Raw genomic sequence first — 20,274 nt, forward strand, 5'->3', positions numbered from 1 at the left:
CTAAAAAGGCAGAAGATATTTTAACTGCCTTTTATTTTTTTTGAATGGAGGCGCCAATAATGATTGAAATAAAACTTGAACAATTATCTGGAGAGAGTAAGAATGGAAAAGTAGGAAAGATAAACGTAAAAATTGGTGATAAAATAAAAGAGGGAGATGTGTTGCTTCAAGTTGAATCTCAAAAAGGGAATGTTTCTGTAAAATCTAATGCTAATGGAATTATTGAAGAAATTGTGATAGATGAAGGACAAATTGTTAATATAGGTGATGTTTTATTTAAAGTAGATGGAGTAAAAACTGAAGATAAGATTTCAAAAACAGGTGGATTTAATTATTTTAATAATTTAATAAAGCCTCAAAAAGGAGAGATTGAATCAGATATAACTATAATAGGGGCAGGTCCAGGAGGATATGTTGCAACAATTTATGCAGCAAAGCAAGGGAAAAAAGTTGTTTTAATTGAAAAAGAACATGTAGGAGGAACTTGCTTAAATCATGGCTGTATACCTACAAAAGCACTTGTGCGCTCATCAGAAGTTTATAGAAATATGAAAAAGTCTGATAGCTTTGGTATTTTTGCTGAGAATGTTTCTGTTAACATGGAAAAAGTTATCAAAAGAAAAGATGACATTAAAAATCAACTTAAAAATGGAATAGAGTACTTATTAGAGAAACATAACATACAAAAGATTGATGGAAAAGGTGAAATTATAGATAAAAATACTGTACTTGTGAAAACAAATAGAAAAGAAACAACTATAAAAACTAAAGATATAATAATTGCTACGGGATCAGAAGCATCAGTTCCGTCTATTAAAGGTATAGATTCTAAGTATGTATTAACAAGTAAGGAAGCTTTAGATATGACAGACTTACCAAATAAATTAGCAATAGTTGGTGGAGGCGTTATAGGAATGGAGTTTGCTTTTATTTATGCAAGCTTTGGGGTACAAGTTTTTGTTATTGAATATGCAGATGAGATATTAGCTTCTTTAGATAAAGATGTATGTTATGAAATAAGTGAAATTGCAAAAGAAAATGGAATAAAATTATATACTAGCTCAAAGGTTGAATCGATAGATGAAACTGAAAATGGTGAATGTGTAGTTTCATTTATTAAAGATGAGCAAAGAAAATATATTTCATGTGATAAAGTATTAGCTTCAGTTGGAAGACAACCATACTTTGAAGGATTAGGTATTGAAAAATTAGGTATTGAAATGAATGATAATAAAAAAGGTATAGAGGTTAATGAAAAAATGCAGACAAGTATACCAAATATTTATGCTATAGGAGATGTTACAAATATAATACAATTAGCTCATGTTGCCTCGCACCAAGGTATTATTGCAATTGATAATATTTTAGGAAAAAATAAAACTATTGATTATTCAACAGTTCCAAGTGCTATTTTCACTGAACCTGAAATAGCAGTAGTAGGAATTACTGAAAAAATAGCAAATGAAAAAGAAATTGAAATAGAAGTTGGAAAATTTCCTATGTCTGCTAATGGGAAAGCATTGACATTAGGAGATGCAAAAGGTTTTGCTAAAATAATAAAAGAAAAATCAACTGGAAAAATAATAGGTAGTACTATAATAGGAGCACATGCAACAGATTTATTAGCTTCTGTAACATTATGTATAAACAATAAACTTACTACAAAGCAAATAACAGAAACTATATTTGCGCATCCAACAACTGCGGAATCAATACATGAAGCAGTATTGAATGTAGAAGGTGGTGCTATACACTTTGAATAATAATATTTCAACTAAAATAATATGTTCAACATCATATAATCCTTGGCACAATCTAGCTGTTGAAGAACATCTTTTAAGCCAAGTTAAAGACAATGAAATAATATTATATCTGTGGCAAAATGAAAATACTATTGTAATAGGAAGAAATCAAAATCCATGGAAAGAATGTATGTGTAAAGATTTTGAAGAAGATGGTGGGAAAATAGCTCGTAGATTATCTGGTGGAGGGGCCGTTTTTCATGATATTGGAAACTTGAACTTCACTTTTGTTATGGATAAAAAATCATATAATTTAGAAAAACAGCTAAGTGTAATCCTTAAAGCTGTTAATAATTTAGGCATTAACGCTAAGTTTTCAGGAAGAAATGATATATTAGTAGGCGAAAAAAAGTTTTCAGGAAATGCATTTTATGAAAAAGAAAATGCGTCATATCATCATGGAACTATACTCGTTGATGCAAATATGGATAAGTTAAGTAAATACTTAAAAGTATCAAAAGAAAAGATTGCTTCTAAAGGAATTGAATCAGTTTGTTCTAGAGTAGTAAATTTAAAAACTATTAACGATAATATAACAATCGAAAAATTAAAAGAGAGCCTTATAAATAGTTTTGTTGAAATTTATAAAGGTGATCTAAATATAGAATATATAAAGGATGAAAAGGATATACAGGATTTATATAAAAAATATTCTTCTTGGGAATGGAAATATGGGCAAACTCCTAAGTTTGATATAAACTTTGTCAATAGGTTTAAATGGGGGGAAATAGATCTGAATCTAAATCTAAAGAACGGTATAATTGATTCTCTAGTTATTTACTCTGATGCAATGAATAGTGTTTTAATTAAGGATATAGAAAATGAATTATTAAAAATACCATTTAAGATGGAGTCTATTTGTAAAAAATTAAATAATATAAGGTGTAGGATTGATGAAAAAGATATGATTTTTGAAATAGAAGAATGGTTAAAAAGTAAAATTGGATAATATGCTCCTAAAAATAGATAGGTTATCTTTAATTAAAAATTCAGATGGAATAAAAATTCCATCTGAATTAATTTGATTTCTATCTTTTGTTTATATTATAATCGGTGTGATCATTTCCATAGTAATGAAGTTCACTAGTTAATCTTATCGTATGTCTATCTTTATTGTGTTTGATTTTTACATTGTCAAATCTAGCATCATCATCAACATTCACTAAATACTGCTTAATTAAATTGTCTGCAATTTTATCATCAACATCCTCATACACTTTAAAATATTCTCTTTCTGAGATTTCAAGTGTTAAATCATATATTCCATTCTCTCTTTTTTTTCTCATTTCCTTTATATCAGTAAACATAGTATTCCTCCTAATTTTTTTTTTTATTAAAAATCTAAATTAAGATATTAAAACTTTCTTATATTTAAATTATAACCATTTATGATTTAAAAATTTATTAATAATATAAAAATATAAATCTTAAGAGTATTTATTGACAAAAATAATTTTATGTGTTAAATTTAAGAAAATTAAATAAATCTTCAGGGCAGGGTGAAATTCCCGACCGGTGGTAAAGTCCACGAACCACAATGTGGTTGACTTGGTGAAATTCCAAGACCGACAGTAAAGTCTGGATGAGAGAAGATAGATTGATTATTTCCAATGAACAATTGTTATTTATAATATTAATTAGACTGTTAAGCTCTGAAGATAAATATCTTCAGAGTTTTTTTGATGAAGAAAAAGTATAAAATTTGGACATTTAGATAATTATGGTAAATATAATGAACATACGTATGAGCATAATACTAAGGGGAATAGAGGTGATTATATGGACAGCAAGTATATGAAACGAGCAATTGAATTAGCATTTAAAGGCAGAGGATATACCAGTCCTAATCCTTTAGTAGGTGCTGTTATTGTAAAAGAAGGTAGAGTTATTGGAGAAGGGTATCATGAATATTACGGTGGAAATCATGCAGAAGTAAATGCTATTAATACATCTTCTGAGGATGTTGCAGGAGCAACAATGTACGTTACATTAGAGCCGTGTTCGCACTTTGGGAAAACACCTCCATGTGCAAAATTGATTATAGATAAGAAAATTAAGGAAGTTATTATAGGAATGATGGACCCTAATCCAATAGTAGCAGGCAGGGGTATAAAACTTTTAAGAGATCAGGGTATAAAAGTTACTGTAGGTATATTGGAAGAAGAAGTAAGAAGATTAAATGAAATATTTATAAAGTACATAACAACGAAATTACCATTTTGTATTTTGAAAACTGCGATGACATTAGATGGAAAAATTGCAACGAATATAGGAGATTCAAAATGGATTACTAATGAAAAATCAAGAGAATATGTTCATGAAATAAGACATGAAGTTTCGGGAATAATGGTTGGTATAGGAACTGTTTTGGCAGATAATCCTTCGTTAACAACTAGATTAAAAGATAAAGAAGGTTCTGATCCAGTTAGAATCATAGTAGATACAGAATGTAGAATACCTTTAGAATCAAAAGTTTTAAACCTTGATTCAAAAGTAAAGACTATTATTGCAACCACAGAAAAAGCAGACAAAGATAAAATTAAATTAATTAAAGAAAAAAAAGCAGAAGTAATTATAACTCCATTAAAGAACAACAGAGTAGACTTAGGATATCTAATTAAAAAACTTGGAGAAATGAAGATTGATAGTATTTTAATAGAAGGTGGTTCTACTTTAAATTATAGTATTTTAAAAGAAGGATGTATAGATAAGGTAATCTCATTTATTGCACCAAAGATTATAGGTGGAGAAAATGCAAAAACTCCAATAGGTGGTGTTGGAATAGATTATATTAAGGATTCTATAGAGCTAAAAAATATTCAATCAAAAATGTTTGACCAAGACATTATGATTGAAGGCTATTTAAGAAAGGAAGAATAATGGATGTTTACTGGATTAATAGAAGAAATAGGAACTATACATACTATTAAAAAAGGATTAAATTCAGCTCAGATTACAATAGGTGCAACAAAGATACTAAGTGATGTTAAATTAGGCGATAGCATAAGTACAAATGGTGTTTGTCTTACTGTTATTGAATTTACGAAAAATTCATTTACTGTTGATGTCATGCCTGAAACTATGAGAAGAAGTAATCTTAATAACTTAAAACATGGAAGCTTAGTAAATTTAGAAAGAGCTTTAAAGATTAATGATAGATTGGGTGGACATATCGTTTCTGGCCATATAGATGGTGTAGGTAAGATAAAGAAAATAGAAGAAGAAGACAATGCTACATGGGTATCTATTGAGGCTTCAAGTAATATTTTGAAATATATAATTGAAAAAGGTTCTATAGCAATAGATGGTACTAGCCTAACAGTAGCTTATGCTGGATTAGATATATTTAAGGTTTCAATAATACCACTTACAAAAGATAAGACTACTTTACTTGGCAAAACAGTTGGTGATGAAGTAAATCTAGAATGTGATATGATGGGGAAATATATTGAAAGACTCTTATCGTTTAAACAAGATGAAAAAAAGGAAACTAAAATAGATTTAGATTTTTTAGCAAAAAATGGTTTTATGTAAACTTAGAAATAGGGGTGAATCATAAATGAAATTTAATACTATAGAAGAAGCAATAGAAGATATTAAAAATGGAAAGATGATTGTTGTAGTTGATGATGAGGATCGTGAGAATGAAGGAGATCTTTTGATGGCAGCAGAGAAAGCTACACCAGAAGCTATCAATTTTATGGCAAAGTTCGGTAGAGGGCTTATTTGTACTCCTATGTCTAAAGAAAGGTTAAGTGAACTAGATATTCACGCTATGGTATCTAATAATACTGATCCAAAAGAGACTGCTTTTACAGTTTCTGTAGACGCAACAAGCACAACAACAGGAATATCTGCTAAAGAAAGAGCTATGACAATTCAAAAACTTATAGATAATAAAACTACTTCAAATGATTTTACAAGACCAGGACATATATTTCCATTAGTAGCTAAAAAAGGTGGAGTACTTAAAAGAGCTGGTCATACTGAAGCGGCAGTAGATATAGCTAAGCTTGCAGGTTTATATCCAGCAGGCGTAATTTGTGAAATTATGAATGAAGATGGAACAATGGCAAGAGTTCCTGAATTAATCGAATACACTAAAAAACATGACTTAAAGCTAATAACAATAGCAGATTTAATTGCATATAGAAGAAAAAATGAACTTTTAGTAGAAAGAGTAACTCAAGCTAACTTACCTACAAAGTATGGTAACTTCAAAATGATTGGATATATTAACAAATTGAATAAAGAACACCACGTTGCGCTAGTAAAAGGCAATGTTGATGATGGCAAACCTGTACTTGTTAGAGTTCATTCAGAGTGTCTTACAGGAGATGCTTTTGGATCTTTAAGATGTGATTGTGGAGATCAATATGCAGAAGCAATGAAAAAAATTGAAGAAGAAGGAAGAGGAGTTTTATTATACATGCGCCAAGAAGGACGTGGTATTGGATTAATAAATAAGATTAAGGCGTATGCCCTACAAGATGAAGGAATGGATACTGTGGAAGCTAATTTATCATTAGGATTTCCTGATGATCTTAGAGATTATGGAATAGGGGCTCAAATACTCTGCAATCTAGGTATAGAAGAAGTAAAACTTATGACAAACAATCCTAAAAAAATATCTAGCCTTTCAGGATATGGTATAGAAATTGTAGAAAGAGTTCCAATACAGATGAATCACAATGAAAAAAATGAATTTTACTTAAAAACAAAAAAGAATAAAATGGGACATATGCTAAATTTTAAGGAGGAAAAATAATATGAGAATTTATGAAGGAAAATTAGTTGCAAAAGAACAAAAATTTGGAATAATAGTTGGAAGATTCAATGAATTTATTGGAGGAAAGTTATTATCAGGTGCACTTGATGGATTAAAAAGACATGGAGTTAATGAAGAAAATATTGAAATAGCATGGGTTCCAGGTGCCTTTGAAATACCACTTGTTGCTAAGAAGATGGCTAATTCTAAAAAATATGATGGAGTAATATGCTTAGGAGCAGTTATTAGAGGTGCAACTCCTCATTTTGATTATGTTTCAAATGAAGTAACTAAAGGAGTAGCAAGTGTTTCTCTAGAGACAGAAGTACCAGTAGTATTTGGAGTTCTTACAACAGATACTATTGAGCAGGCGATTGAAAGAGCTGGAACAAAGGCAGGAAATAAAGGATATGAAGCTGCTGTAACTGCAATTGAAATGGCAAATTTACTATCAGACTTAGAAGGATAAACACTAATATGCTTGAAAATATAAAAACCATTTTCTTCGATTATGATGGAACATTACATAAGAGTATAAGAATATATGCTCCAGCATTTAGAAAGGCATATCAATATTTAGTTGATAATGAATTTGCAGAAGATAGACAGTGGACTGATAAGGAAATATCATATTGGCTAGGCTTTAGTAGTAAAGATATGTGGAAAGAGTTTATGCCAGATTTAGATGAGGATATAAGAAATAAAGCAAGTAAGATTATAGGTAAAGAAATGATTAACCAACTATCTAACAATAAAGCTCAGTTATATGATGGAGCAATAGATGTTCTAAAATATTTAAAAGATAAAAAATACAAACTTGTATTTATTAGTAACTGTGGCATATATTATAAAGATATGGCTAGAAAGCTATTCGATTTAGATGATTATTTTGAAGAATTGGTGTGCTCTGAGGAATATAATCATATTCCTAAGTATGAAATCATTGAAAAAATCAAAAATAAATATCCATCTGAAATGGTTATTATAGGAGATCGTATTCAGGATATTGAGTGTGGAATAAAAAATAAAGTAAATACAATTGGATGTAATTATGGTTATGGTAGTAAGGACGAGCTTATAAATGCTAATTATGAAATATCTAGTATATATGATTTGATGAATATTTTATAAATAGAAAAGTTCCCTAGATTTTTACAAATAAAATCTAGGGAACTTTTTTTATTTACAAATATAAAAATATGATAAACTAATGTATATGCTGTGGCTAACAAGGAGGGAGAGTATGATGAAGAAGAATATTAAGGCTGTGTTTATTGGTATAGGAGTTATAATAGCTTTAATTGTAAGTTTTAATTTAGAAAATAAGTTATCAAAAGGAGAACTTTTAAATTCTAAAAAATACAAAGAAATTATTATAGCAAGACCTAGTGATTCTATTAGCTTAGATCCTGCAATAACAACAGATATGGAATCATTTAAAGTTTGTGTGAATATATATGATACACTAGTTAAATATGAAAATAATGGTGATGAGATAGTTCCATCTTTAGCCCAGAGCTGGAAAACAAGTGAAGATGGTCTTAGATGGGTATTTAAGTTAAGGAAAAATGTTGAGTTTCACGATGGAACAGATTTTAATGCTCATTCTGCTGTATTTAATTTTGAAAGATGGATGAATGTTGATAATCCATACCATATAGGTTCTTTTAGTTACTGGAGTTACAACTTTGGACAGTTTCCTGGATTGATAAAAAGTGTGACAGCACTTTCTGATTATTCACTTGAAATAGTTTTAAATGAACCATATTCCCCTTTTTTAAGCACTCTTACTATGCCTGCATTTGGGATTTCAAGTCCTGATTCTATAATGAAATATAATGAAAGCTTCAGGGAACACCCTGTTGGAACAGGACCATTTGAATTTGAGAGCTGGGATAAAGGTAATGAGATAGTCTTAAAGAAAAATCATAATTATTGGGGAGATACTACAAAAATAGATGAAGCGATATTTAAAGTGGTGCAGTCAAGTGATAAGAGATTAGAACTTCTTGAGCAAGGTAAAATAGATATTGCTGATAATTTGACACCCGATGAGGTTGATAAAATAAATGAAAATGTAAATTTAGATTTATATTTAAAGCCTTTTTTTAATATAGGATATCTAGCTATGAACAATCAACGAAAACCTTTTGATGATAAAAATATAAGAAAAGCTGTAGGGCATTTAATAGATAAAGATAAAATGGTTGAAGAGGTTTTCAACGATTTTGCAAGACCTGCTAATTCATTTATACCTCCTATAATATGGGCATATAATGAAGATATTAAATCTTTAGATTATAATGTAGATAAAGCTAAAAAATTACTTAAAGAATCTGGGTATGAAAATGGATTTGATACAACTCTTTGGGTTATGGAAGCTCCAAGAGCGTATTTTCCAGATACAATTCTTATAGCTAAATTTATAGAAGAGAGTCTTTTAAAGGCAGATATTAGAGTTGAGATTATTACTTATTCATGGGATGAATATATTGAAAAAATTAAAGAAGGAAATCATGATTTAGCACTTATGGGATGGACTGGGGATCATATTGATCCAGATAATTTTTTATATACCTTCTTTTCATCAGATAATAGAAAAACAGAACTTACTAGTAATTATTCATTTTATAAAAATAAAGAGGTTGATAAGATGTTAAAGCAAGCTAGACAAGCTACGGATAGAGAGTTTAGAAAAAATATTTATAGAACTTTACAAGAAACTATTAATGAAGATACTCCTGCTATACCTCTTATACATACAATGCCTATAATGGGTGCATCTAAAAATGTAAAAGGTTACACACCACATCTTACAGGTGAAGAAAGATTGCAAGATGTTTACTTAGTAACTGATTAATACTTTGGAGGAAATTATGAAATCTAATATATTAAAATTTATAGTTTTTATATGTGTTTTAATAATACTTGCCGCACTTTCAAATACTTCTAGAATACAAGTAAATGATAACAGATATGTGCTTCCTTCTCTTCCAAGACCCATAGCAAAAGATAAGGTTTTGATAACCTCTGCTGGTCAAAGTACAGATACTTATATTGTAAAGGATATTGCAAATAAGCTTATGATTCATAATTTTTTTATGCCTCAGGCAGAAAATGTAGAGCTTGAAGATATCAATACTGTTGTATTCGTTGTAGGGTATAGTGCTATTGGTGAGAATTTACATGATTTAACTTATGAAGAAGAGAAAAAACGTATAGAGGATTTAATTAAAAAGCTTGAACATAGGGATATAACTATAATAACCATATTTATTGGTGATAGAGAAAATAAAAAGAAAGAAACTAATGAATTTCTAGACTTAGCGTGTAGATATGCTAATTATGTAATAGGTACTCAAAATAATAATAACAATAGGTATTTGGTAAAGCTTGCGAGAAAATATAATTTTCCTCTTACAATCGTTGAGGATGTGACTGGTTTATCAGAGCCTTTTGCATCAGCATTTAGGTAGGAGGGAGAGTATGAAAAATAAATATAGTATGATTTATATAAGAGCTTTTAGTTTTATTTTTCTAGGTTTTTTATTTTCATTTTTTACAAGTTCATTTTGGTTTAATGTTATAGTAAAAATTAGAGAGTCCATATATACTGGAGACAGTGGACATCTTATTCTAGCTTCAGCTTATAGTAGTATTCTTTTTTCTATTCAAAGTACATTGTTTTTTTTGGGTACTATAAGTTTATTTTCTATAACAATTAAAAAATATAAAATTTCATCTATTGGAGTGTATGCCTTTATTATTGTGGTATTTTTTATTCTGAACAAAATTTCAGATGTATTGTTTGTTGTTCCGTGGGAACCTATAACTATGCTTATAGGATTGTTTGCAACTGTAATTTTATTATATAAACAAAACTATTCAACATTTCCATTTATACAAGCCATTATAATAGCTATTCAGGTATTTTTTGCTTTTCAATGGCTGAATATAATGCCTATTTTTTCGTTTTTACAGGTTGGACAAAGTGATATATCTATAAGTATTAAAATTGCAGGAGAATATCTTAAATCAGAATCTGTACTGAATTTTATAGGATTTTCTTTCTTTTTGCCGTTTACATTCTCAGCATCTATTACAGCATCTTTATTTATAAGTTACGCTCATAATATAGTAATTCTTCAGGAAAACCACAAAAAAGAGAGAGATATACAAATAATAAAATCTAAGGCTATGGAGAACAAAATATACCAAGAAATAAACTCTTTAGCTCATGACTTAAAAACCCCTTTGGTAACCGTTAGAGGTCTTAATTCATTGATTCCACTGTGTAATGACACGGATAAGTTGATAGATTATAGCCAACGTATAGAAGGGGCTATCACTAAGATGAGTGAGATGATTTCAAGTTTTTTATATTCAAGTTCACGACAACAAATTAAAGTAGAGGATTTGATTCAATATATTCAGGCTCAAATACCTATTGAAGATGAGACTTTGAATATTGATATAGATATGGAAAATCAATTACCATTACTTTATGTAAATAAGGTAAGAGTTGTTAGAGCACTAATAAATATTGTTGAAAATGCAATTGTAGTTCCTTGTATTCACGAATTCAAACATATAACAATCAAGGTTAGACAATCAGAAGATGGTGTGAAAATATGTATATATGATAATGGTATAGGAATAGAATCTTCAAACCTTGAAAATATATGGGAAATAGGGTATTCTACTTCTAAAACCTCTGGACTTGGACTACCATTTGCAAAACAAATTATAGAAGATCATAATGGAAACATAAAAATAAAAAGCAATCCAGACGGCACGGTTGTTACAGTATATTTACCATCAGCTAATAATACTCAAAATAAAAGGGGGGATTGTGGTGAATAACAAAGATAAAATAAGCGTTGTAGTGATAGATGATGAAGAAGATATTTTATATACTATAAAAGAAATTTGTACATTTGGAGGATATGATGTGCTAACAGCAACTAGTGGAAGAGAAGGTTATGAACTTTGTAAAAAATATAAACCTGAGCTTGTAATTGTAGACTATCATATGCCTGATTGGGATGGAATGAATACGGTTAAGAAAATTAGAAGTATTAATAAAGCTGTATCTATTTTAGTTTTGACAGTTGATGAAAGACAGGAAATTTCAGATAAATTCATTGAGGTTGGTGCCACTGATTTTGCAATTAAACCTATTAAAGCACCTGATTTAATATCTAGAATAAAGGTTAATTTGAAAATATATGAAATTAATAAGAAAAGTATTGAAGATAGAGCAAATGTTTTTGTAGATAAGGGAATTAGCCCAGCTACTTTAAATTTAATATGGGACTTTTTGTTAAGTCAAGATAAAGATATAACTATAGAAGAAATTGCTAAAGGTATGAATTTAGCTTATCAAACTGTACATAGATACGTTCAATACCTTATTGAACATGAAAAATTAGAACTTATACCAGTCTATGGTCAGATCGGAAGACCTAAAAATAAATATAAGGTTAAGAAAGAAACAAAGTGTTAATAGACGAATTTTTTTCAGAGAAAAAAGTGATAAAAATAAAATAAACATTTAAAAAATATATAATGTTAAATGATACTATATACTTTTGAAAAAATTTTATAGGGAGGTTTAGCATATGGCAAAAGAAAGTAGTATAAAAGAAGAATTTAAGCCTTTTATACCTGCAGACAAAATTTTACCAGAGTTTACGATGACTTCAATACTTTTAGGTATTTTATTAGCAGTTGTATTTGGTGCTGCTAATGCATATCTAGGATTAAAAGTAGGAATGACAATAAGTGCATCTATTCCTGCAGCAGTTATTTCTATGGGAATTATAAGAGGACTTTTAAAGAAAGAATCTATTTTAGAAAATAATATGGTGCAAACTATTGGTTCAGCTGGAGAATCATTAGCAGCAGGAGCTATATTTACATTACCTGCTCTTTATATTTGGCTAGAAGAGTGGGGGAAGGGAACTCCAAGCTTATTAACTATAACAACTATAGCTTTATGTGGTGGAGTTTTAGGGGTATTATTCATGGTTCCTTTAAGAAAAGCTTTAATAGTTAAAGAACATGGTGTATTACCTTATCCAGAGGGTACAGCTTGTGCTGAGGTACTACTTGCTGGTGAAGAAGGTGGAGATAAGGCTAAAGCTTGTTTTACAGGTCTTGGAATGGGAGCTTTATACAAGTTTATAGCTGATGGATTAAAGTTATTCCCAAGTGAAATCGAAACGAGTATTAAAGGATATAAAGGTGCTGCTATTGGAGCAGATGTTTTACCAGCACTTTTAGGGGTTGGATTTATTATAGGACCTACTATATCTGCTTACATGTTAGCAGGTGCTTTTATTGGATGGTTTGCATTAATACCACTAATTGCTAATATAGGTAGTATGGGTGAGGTTATAATGTATCCTGCATCTGTTCCTATTAGTGAATTAGGATACTGGGGAATATGGAATTTTTATATAAGATATGTTGGTGCTGGAGCAGTTGCTTTTGGTGGTGTTTTCAGCTTAATAAAATCATTACCATTAATAGTTCAAACATTTAAGGATGCTATGAAGGATTATTCTGCTAGTGGATCTGGAGCTACATCTCTAAAAAGAACAGAGCAAGATATGCCTATGAAATTTGTTTTAATAGGAGTATTAGTAATAGTATTATCTATGATGATGCTTCCAACAATACCTGTAGGATTTGGTGGAGCTTTAATGATTGCTGTATTTGGTTTCTTCTTTGCAACTGTATCATCAAGAATTGTTGGGCTTGTAGGAAGTTCATCAAATCCAGTTTCTGGTATGACTATTGCTACATTAATAATAACAGCTATTGTGTTTAAATCAACTGGAAATGATGGTCAAACAGGAATGATAGCTACATTAACAGTAGGAGCTATTATATGTATTGTTGCTGCTATGGCAGGAGATACATCTCAAGATTTAAAAACAGGATTTTTAGTAGGAGCAACTCCTAAAAAGCAACAATATGGGGAGTTAATTGGGTCATTTGCAGCAGCTATTGCAATTGGTTCTGTTTTAACATTATTAAATCAAGCTTGGGGATTTGGATCAGCTGAGTTACCAGCACCTCAAGCAACTCTTATGAAGCTTGTTATAGAAGGTGTTATGGGAGGAAGCTTACCTTGGGCATTAGTATTTACAGGTGTTGGTATAGGTATTGCTATTGAATTATTAGGACTTCCTGTTCTTCCTATAGCAATAGGTCTATATCTTCCAATTCATTTAAGTACACCAATTATGGTAGGTGGAATAATAAGAGGAGTATTAGATAAGAAGTTAAACAAAGCAGGTGGCGAAGAAGCTGTACATGAAAGTAAGGAAGCTAGAGGATTTAAAGATAAGATTGAATCAGGAATCTTATATGCATCAGGCCTAATTGCTGGAGAAGGTTTAATCGGAATACTTCTTGCCGTATTTGCAGTAGCAGAATGGAATTTAGACCGTGGAGTTAATCTAGGACAAATGGGTTCACTTGCATTCTTTGCATTATTAACATACTCATTAATGAGACATTCTGTATTGAAGAAAAATTAATACTAAAAATACTTGAAGGCATTTTATCAAAACTAAGTAATTTCAATGTTTTGATAAAATGCCTATTTATTAAAAGAAGGTGACAACATGAGCAACAAAATAAAAAAAGATGATAACTTTTTGGAATTAGTACCAAAAAAGACTCAAGAATATGAATGGAAAGAAAAAGATAATGGTTTAGTTCAAATAATTATACCAAGACAAGGAATATTAGATAAAATTGTTAGATTCTTTTTTAAAACTCCAAAAGATATGAAAATAGATTTAGATGAGAATGGAAGCTGTGTTTGGAAATTAATAGATGGTAAAAATAATGTTGAGGAAATTGGAAGAAATCTTAAAGATGAGTTTGGAAAAAAAGCTGAGCCTGTTTATGAAAGATTGGGAACTTATATAAATATTTTGAGAAACAACAATTTTATAACACTTGAAAAGGTAAGGGATTAATATGGTAAGTTTCATATTTAAGATAATATTAGTTGCAATTACATTCACTTTTTTATTATCATGGGGATATATTAAGCAACAAAGAAAGAATGAGGAATTATTGAATAAATTATATAAAAAAATAGAGAATAAAATAATGAGTGAATTTAATAAAAAAGAAAAGCTTACTATTAAAGATATAGAAAATCTTATTAAGGGAACAAAAGCCTCCCTATTTTGGAGTAAGAATAAAATAACAGTAACCGACCCAAGATTATTTATTAAAAATCTAATAAAAGATATGTTAAGTAAAGGGCTTATTATAGAGATTATAGATAATAATTCTAGAGTATATAAGGTTAAATGAAATATATAAAGGTGTATGTAAAAATAGTTTTTCTAAAACTATTTTTACATACACCTTTGTTGATTTTTGTTTTTTAATAAATCAAATGTTATAAGTTATTATGATATGGGTATAAAAATAGAAAATAAATTTACATAAATTGGAATAAACTTCTCTACACCTTTGTTTTTGTGAGATTATCTCAAAAACATTTCCTATATAAGAAAAAAATGCTATAATTTGGTTAATATTATATAAAAATATACCAAAAGTGTTATAATATAGGTAAGGGTGTAATATTTTATCGAAAGGGGATGATTGTAATGAATATAGGTTTTGATTTAGAGAAAGAGATTGAATTGACTCGTAAAAAACTAAATAGTATTATAGTTGAAAAAAATGAGAACTTACTAGATCAAGAGGTTATAAAGCTAAGTGAAGAATTAGATGAATTAATAGTTAAATTTCAATATATTAAATCTATACAAGATACTTGCTTAATGAGTTTAAAAAATATAAAGGGTACTCACTCTACTTTTTATTATTATGGAAAAGGTCATCTCTTTGCAAATATGGTTCAATATATTAAAGTTGGAATAGACAATAATGAAGTGATATATGTATCAATGCAACCTGAATTGTATGAAGACTTAAGAAAAACTTTGAAAAATTTCGGAATAAATGATGAGCATTTAAAATTTGAATCAGTAAAACAACTCATATATGCAAGTAAAATTGCTGGAGTAAGAGGACTTAAAGAAAAAATTGAACTTTTAATAGAAGAAGAGATTAAGCAAGGATATAGTGGTATTCGATGGATAGGTCAACCAACATATGCTATTGGGCAAACTTCTAAAAATGATTTTTTGGATTGGGAAATCAATTTAAATAAGGGGCTACAAAATACTAGGGCTTCCCTTATTTGTATATATGACTATTATGATTACATAAATTATAGGAAAGTTATAGATGAAGAAATTATAGAAAAGTCAGTAAATACACATACTCATATTCTAGAAAAGTTTTCTTTAAGAGGATAAATAAACTAAAGAACTCCTATAATTATAGGAGTTTTTTAGTTTAGACGAATTTTTTATATTTAAGATTCTTTTAAAGAAAAATTTTTTTATAAATATAGAATAATATTGTTGATTAATTCATATTTTTTTGGGTAAAGTAATAAAAGCAAAGAATAAATGGATTTTAATATCTACATATTGCGATAATAGCATATCTATAATAAAAGAGTATACTATGGATATGATAAATGTAAAATTGATTTTTGGGAGGAATTTAATTATGATAAAAGTTATAAATACTAATGATTTTGCAAAAGAAGTAGAAAATGATAATGGAGTAGTTGTAGTTGATTTTTTTGCAGAGTGGTGTGGACCTTGTAAAATGTTGGCTCCAGTATTTAAAAATTTAGATGATGAAATTGGTGATAAGGTTAAGTTTATGAAGGTTGATATAGATAAAGATATAAATCTAGCTGAGAAATTTCAAATAACAAGTGTTCCTACTATGATAGTGTTCAAAAATGGAAAACCAGTGGATGCTATAATGGGCTTTAGACCTAAGGATATGATAAAGTCTCAAATAGAAACATATTTATAATGAGTAGGAAATTATATTCCTATTTAAATTGTGGATAAGTATAATTTGCGTTACGAATTTCAAAAAAATTTACATTGATAAGATTCTTTTAAAGAAAAATTTTTTTATAATAGGGTGAAATCTTATGAGATATGATATAGCTATATTAGGAAGTGGTCCAGCTGGATTATCAGCTGCTATAAATGCTAAAATTAGAAACAAAAGTATAGTAGTATTTGGTAACAGCAATTTAAGCGATAAAATAGTAAAAGCACCTAAGGTAGATAATTACTTAGGTATTTATGATATAACGGGTGAAAACTTAAAAGATATGTTTAAATCACATATAGATAAGATGGGGATTGAGATTATAGAGGAAAGAATAAATAATGTATATGCTATGGGAGACTATTTTGCTTTAATGGTTAATGAAAAAACTTATGAAGCTACTACAGTAATACTTGCTACTGGAATAGAGTATGCAAAGCCTATAAAAGGTGAAGAAGAATTTTTAGGCAGGGGAGTGGGATATTGTGCTACTTGTGATGCTGCTCTGTATAGAGGAAAGAAAGTAGTTATAGTAGGTTATAATAGTGAGGCTGAGGAAGAAGCCAATTTCTTAATGGAAATAGCATCTAATGTTTATTATATACCTATGTATAAAGGAAAGTATGAGCTAAGTGATAGTATAAAAATCATAGAGGATGTTCCTATTGAGGTATCTGGTGAAATAAAGGCTAATAAACTTATACTTAGAAGGTCAGAGTTAGATGTAGATGGCATATTCTTCATAAGAAACAGTATATCTCCTAAATACTTAGTTCCAGGTCTTGAAGTTGAAGATGGACATATAAAAGTAGATAGAATGATGAAGACTAATATCAATGGTTGTTTTGCAGCTGGAGACTGTATAGGAAAACCATATCAGTATATAAAAGCTGCAGGAGAAGGTCAAGTTGCAGCACTTAATGCAGTTTCATATATTGATAAAAAACTATAAAAATAAAGCTAAAGCACGCACTTATTGATAAGTAGCGTGCTTTTAACTTACTAATTAGTAGTAAATATATATAATATAAAGGTTTATAGATATAAATATAAGAGAATAATAAATAGGTATAGTTAAATTATATTGACAAATTAAGCTAATATGTTATTATAATATGTGACAATGATAATTGTTATTAATTAATAAGGGGTGATGATATTGAAGAAAAATTTAATTTATATAGTTATTATTATAGGGTTATTTTTGATGATCGGATGCTCAAATAAAGAAGTAGATATTGATAAAACTAGTGATTTAAAGCTTGATACAGTAAAGGTTTCAGTAGGTATTGTACCAGAAGCAACATTTGTAAAATCAGTAGGAGGAGACTTAGTTGATGTTGAAATTATGATACCTCCTGGATATAGTCCAGCTAACTATCAACCTACACCTAAGCAAATGGCGGAGCTTAGTAAATCACGAATTTATTTTTCAACAGGAGTTCCAACAGAAGAATCTAATATAATTCCAATGATAGAAGGTTTAGATGAGAATATAAAAATAGTACATTTAGATGAGAGAGTGAGAAACGTATATCCTGATAGAAGTTTTGATGAAGAACATAAACACAATCATGAACATGACTCATGCGAACATGCTCATGAAGGAAGAGATCCTCATATATGGTTATCTCCGAAGAGAGTTAAAGTAATGATTTATGAAATAAAGGATGAGTTAATAAAACTAAATCCTGATAATAAAAAAATATACGAAAAAAATGCTATAGATTACATATCTAAGTTAGATGAGGTAGATAAAGAGATTAAACTTACGCTTGACAACGTTAGTAAACAATCTTTTATAATATATCATCCATCTTTTGGATATTTTGCAGATGATTATGATTTAAATATGATTGCTATAGAAGAAGATGGTAAAAAAACTACGGCAAAAAGACTTCAAGAGATTATAGACTTTGCTAAAAAGAATAATATTAAGTTTGTATTTTATCAACAAGAGTTTGACAGTAAACAGGCTGATACTATAGCTAAGGAAATTGGAGGAGAAAGTGTACAAGTATCTCCGTTAAGTCCTGATTATATAAAAAATCTAAAGCATATATCACATACATTTAACGAAGTTTTAAAGTAGGAGACGATTACATGAATGATATTGAAATAAAAAAATTAAGTGTAAGTTATGGACACGTATGTGCCCTAAAAGATATAAATTTAGAAATAAGAAGTAGAGAATTTGTAGGAATAACAGGGCCTAATGGAGCTGGAAAGAGTACCCTTTTAAAGGTCTTGTTAGGAATACTAAAGCCTACAAGTGGTAGTATTTCATTAAAAGATAATATATCTATTGGGTATGTTCCACAATTTACATCTTTTGATAGAAACTTTCCTATAAAAGTATTAGATGTAATACTTATGGGGAAGTTATCTAGTAAAATTAAGTTATTTAAAAGGTATTCCAAACAAGATATAGAAAGAGCAGAGAATATTATGGATATACTAGGAATACTGAAGTTTGAAAATAGACAAGTTGGTCAATTATCAGGAGGACAACTTCAAAAGGTATTAATCGCAAGAGCTCTTATGACAAATCCTGATGTACTAGTGCTAGATGAACCTACTGCAAGTCTAGATTTTAAAGCGAAAATAGAGGTTTATGAGCTGTTAGGTAAAATAAAAAAAGAAAAAACTATAATAATAGTTACTCATGATATGGAAGCGATTGTTTCATATGCTGATAGAGTAGTTTATTTGAATAAAGGATTAGCTAGCTGTAAGGAGGGGGAGCATGATAGAAACATTATTTAGCTACAGTTTTATAAAAAATGCTTTTATGGCTGCTATACTTAGTAGTGTAGTATGTGGAATAATAGGCACGATAATAGTAGAAAAAAAACTTGTAAGTATGAGTGGTGGCATAGCTCATGTTTCATTTGGAGGGATAGGATTAGGGTATTTACTAGGAATTGAGCCTATAATAGGAGGACTTATTTTTTCAATTTTGGCATCTATAGGAATATCTAATATAAATAGAAAGACAAATACAAATTCAGATGCTTTAATAGGTATGTTTTGGTCTGTTGGAATGGCTCTTGGAATATTATTTATAGCGTTGACTCCTGGATATCCACCTGATATGACATCGTATTTATTTGGAGATATATTAACTGTATCATATGTTTATATAAAAATAATGATAATATTAACTGGAATAATACTTATATCTATATTTAGTATATTCAATTATTGGAAAGCTTATTTATTTGATGAAGAATATATTAAAGTATTGGGGATAAACACACTATTTTTAGAGTACTTTTTATTTATATTAATAGCTCTTAGTATAGTAATATTAATAAAAGTAGTTGGTATAATATTATCTATAGCACTTTTAACTATACCTCCAGCTATAGCTAAACTTTTTACTTACAATATGAAAAATATTATGCTAACATCTACATTGTTGGGTATAGTTTTTAATGTTACAGGCTTATTAATATCCTATAAGTATAATATACCATCAGGAGCGACTATAATATTAGTATCTGTAATTGGGTACTTTTTAGCTTTACTTTTAAATAAATATATAAAATATAAAAATTCGCTTTGTGCTAACGTATAGACGAATTTTTTAATTCTCCCCCTGTGGTAAGATAGTTGTCGTAGGAAAGAATTAATGATATTCTCGAATAAAGATAATGAAGGAGATTAGACCTATGGCAAAAAACAATAAAAGATATCCAATAGAAGAAAAACAGCAATTGATAAAAAGAATGCTGC

The 20,274-nt window shown here is 29.1% G+C and carries 20 protein-coding genes, 1 pseudogene and 1 riboswitch; of the genes and pseudogenes, 20 read left to right on the plus strand and 1 reads right to left on the minus strand.

The window, feature by feature from the left end; genetic code table 11:
- Positions 1–59: 59 nt before the first annotated feature.
- A complete protein-coding gene (gene lpdA / locus N4A48_RS11335) occupies positions 60–1,763 on the plus strand; it encodes a dihydrolipoyl dehydrogenase (RefSeq protein ID WP_293666114.1) in 1,704 nt (567 codons plus the stop codon).
- Positions 1,756–2,751, plus strand: coding sequence for a lipoate--protein ligase (locus tag N4A48_RS11340; protein ID WP_293666116.1), 996 nt, complete (start codon positions 1,756–1,758; stop codon positions 2,749–2,751). Before lpdA ends, N4A48_RS11340 begins: the two co-directional genes overlap by 8 nt.
- Before the next feature lie 79 nt (positions 2,752–2,830).
- Here N4A48_RS11340 and N4A48_RS11345 read toward each other — a convergent pair whose 3' ends face one another.
- Complete coding sequence (locus N4A48_RS11345; protein ID WP_293666118.1) at positions 2,831–3,109, minus strand: hypothetical protein; 279 nt, start codon at positions 3,107–3,109, stop codon at positions 2,831–2,833.
- Between the two features lie 174 nt (positions 3,110–3,283).
- A riboswitch (FMN riboswitch) is annotated at positions 3,284–3,400 on the plus strand.
- Between the two features lie 181 nt (positions 3,401–3,581).
- Here N4A48_RS11345 and ribD point away from each other — a divergent pair.
- From ribD to N4A48_RS11435, 18 genes and pseudogenes are all read left to right on the plus strand, one after another.
- Positions 3,582–4,682: a bifunctional diaminohydroxyphosphoribosylaminopyrimidine deaminase/5-amino-6-(5-phosphoribosylamino)uracil reductase RibD gene (ribD, locus tag N4A48_RS11350; protein WP_293666119.1), complete on the plus strand. Its 1,101-nt coding sequence runs from the start codon at positions 3,582–3,584 to the stop codon at positions 4,680–4,682.
- 3 nt (positions 4,683–4,685) lie between these two features.
- Positions 4,686–5,336: a riboflavin synthase gene (ribE, locus tag N4A48_RS11355; RefSeq protein ID WP_293666120.1), complete on the plus strand. Its 651-nt coding sequence runs from the start codon at positions 4,686–4,688 to the stop codon at positions 5,334–5,336.
- A gap of 25 nt (positions 5,337–5,361) precedes the next feature.
- Positions 5,362–6,570, plus strand: a complete 1,209-nt coding sequence (locus N4A48_RS11360; protein ID WP_293666121.1) for a bifunctional 3,4-dihydroxy-2-butanone-4-phosphate synthase/GTP cyclohydrolase II — start codon at positions 5,362–5,364, stop codon at positions 6,568–6,570.
- Between the two features lies 1 nt (position 6,571).
- Positions 6,572–7,039: a 6,7-dimethyl-8-ribityllumazine synthase gene (ribH, locus tag N4A48_RS11365; protein ID WP_293666122.1), complete on the plus strand. Its 468-nt coding sequence runs from the start codon at positions 6,572–6,574 to the stop codon at positions 7,037–7,039.
- A gap of 8 nt (positions 7,040–7,047) precedes the next feature.
- Positions 7,048–7,701, plus strand: coding sequence for an HAD family hydrolase (locus N4A48_RS11370; RefSeq protein ID WP_293666124.1), 654 nt, complete (start codon positions 7,048–7,050; stop codon positions 7,699–7,701).
- 112 nt (positions 7,702–7,813) lie between these two features.
- The gene (locus N4A48_RS11375) at positions 7,814–9,430 is read left to right on the plus strand and encodes an ABC transporter substrate-binding protein (protein WP_293666125.1); all 1,617 of its coding nucleotides are present in this window, start codon (positions 7,814–7,816) and stop codon (positions 9,428–9,430) included.
- Between the two features lie 16 nt (positions 9,431–9,446).
- On the plus strand, positions 9,447–10,046 hold the full coding sequence (locus tag N4A48_RS11380; RefSeq protein ID WP_293666126.1) for a DUF6305 family protein: 600 nt from the start codon (positions 9,447–9,449) through the stop codon (positions 10,044–10,046).
- A 10-nt stretch (positions 10,047–10,056) separates the two neighbouring features.
- Positions 10,057–11,433 (plus strand): HAMP domain-containing sensor histidine kinase, encoded by a 1,377-nt coding sequence (locus N4A48_RS11385; RefSeq protein ID WP_293666127.1) that lies wholly within the window; start codon positions 10,057–10,059, stop codon positions 11,431–11,433.
- The gene (locus N4A48_RS11390; protein WP_293666128.1) at positions 11,426–12,076 is read left to right on the plus strand and encodes a response regulator; all 651 of its coding nucleotides are present in this window, start codon (positions 11,426–11,428) and stop codon (positions 12,074–12,076) included. Before N4A48_RS11385 ends, N4A48_RS11390 begins: the two co-directional genes overlap by 8 nt.
- 115 nt (positions 12,077–12,191) lie before the next feature.
- Positions 12,192–14,120, plus strand: coding sequence for an OPT family oligopeptide transporter (locus N4A48_RS11395; protein WP_293666129.1), 1,929 nt, complete (start codon positions 12,192–12,194; stop codon positions 14,118–14,120).
- 87 nt (positions 14,121–14,207) lie between these two features.
- On the plus strand, positions 14,208–14,567 hold the full coding sequence (locus tag N4A48_RS11400) for a PqqD family protein (protein ID WP_293666130.1): 360 nt from the start codon (positions 14,208–14,210) through the stop codon (positions 14,565–14,567).
- A 1-nt stretch (position 14,568) separates the two neighbouring features.
- A complete protein-coding gene (locus N4A48_RS11405) occupies positions 14,569–14,913 on the plus strand; it encodes a hypothetical protein (protein ID WP_293666131.1) in 345 nt (114 codons plus the stop codon).
- A gap of 302 nt (positions 14,914–15,215) precedes the next feature.
- A complete protein-coding gene (locus N4A48_RS11410; protein WP_293666133.1) occupies positions 15,216–15,932 on the plus strand; it encodes an MEDS domain-containing protein in 717 nt (238 codons plus the stop codon).
- A gap of 127 nt (positions 15,933–16,059) precedes the next feature.
- Complete coding sequence (trxA, locus tag N4A48_RS11415) at positions 16,060–16,509, plus strand: thioredoxin (protein ID WP_330665110.1); 450 nt, start codon at positions 16,060–16,062, stop codon at positions 16,507–16,509.
- 124 nt (positions 16,510–16,633) lie between these two features.
- Positions 16,634–17,488, plus strand: coding sequence for an NAD(P)/FAD-dependent oxidoreductase (locus tag N4A48_RS11420; RefSeq protein ID WP_293666134.1), 855 nt, complete (start codon positions 16,634–16,636; stop codon positions 17,486–17,488).
- Positions 17,489–17,695: 207 nt separating this feature from the next.
- Entirely contained in the window at positions 17,696–18,628 is a 933-nt protein-coding gene (locus N4A48_RS11425; RefSeq protein WP_293666136.1) for a metal ABC transporter solute-binding protein, Zn/Mn family, read from the plus strand.
- A gap of 77 nt (positions 18,629–18,705) precedes the next feature.
- A pseudogene (locus N4A48_RS11430) lies at positions 18,706–19,302 on the plus strand (metal ABC transporter ATP-binding protein); the annotation flags it as partial.
- Entirely contained in the window at positions 19,283–20,116 is an 834-nt protein-coding gene (locus N4A48_RS11435) for a metal ABC transporter permease (RefSeq protein WP_293666140.1), read from the plus strand. The pseudogene N4A48_RS11430 and the gene N4A48_RS11435, both read left to right, overlap by 20 nt.
- Positions 20,117–20,274 lie beyond the last annotated feature (158 nt).

Origin of the sequence: Tepidibacter sp. (genome assembly GCF_025210165.1) — a bacterium.
Classification (GTDB): Bacteria; Bacillota; Clostridia; order Peptostreptococcales; family Peptostreptococcaceae; genus Tepidibacter_A.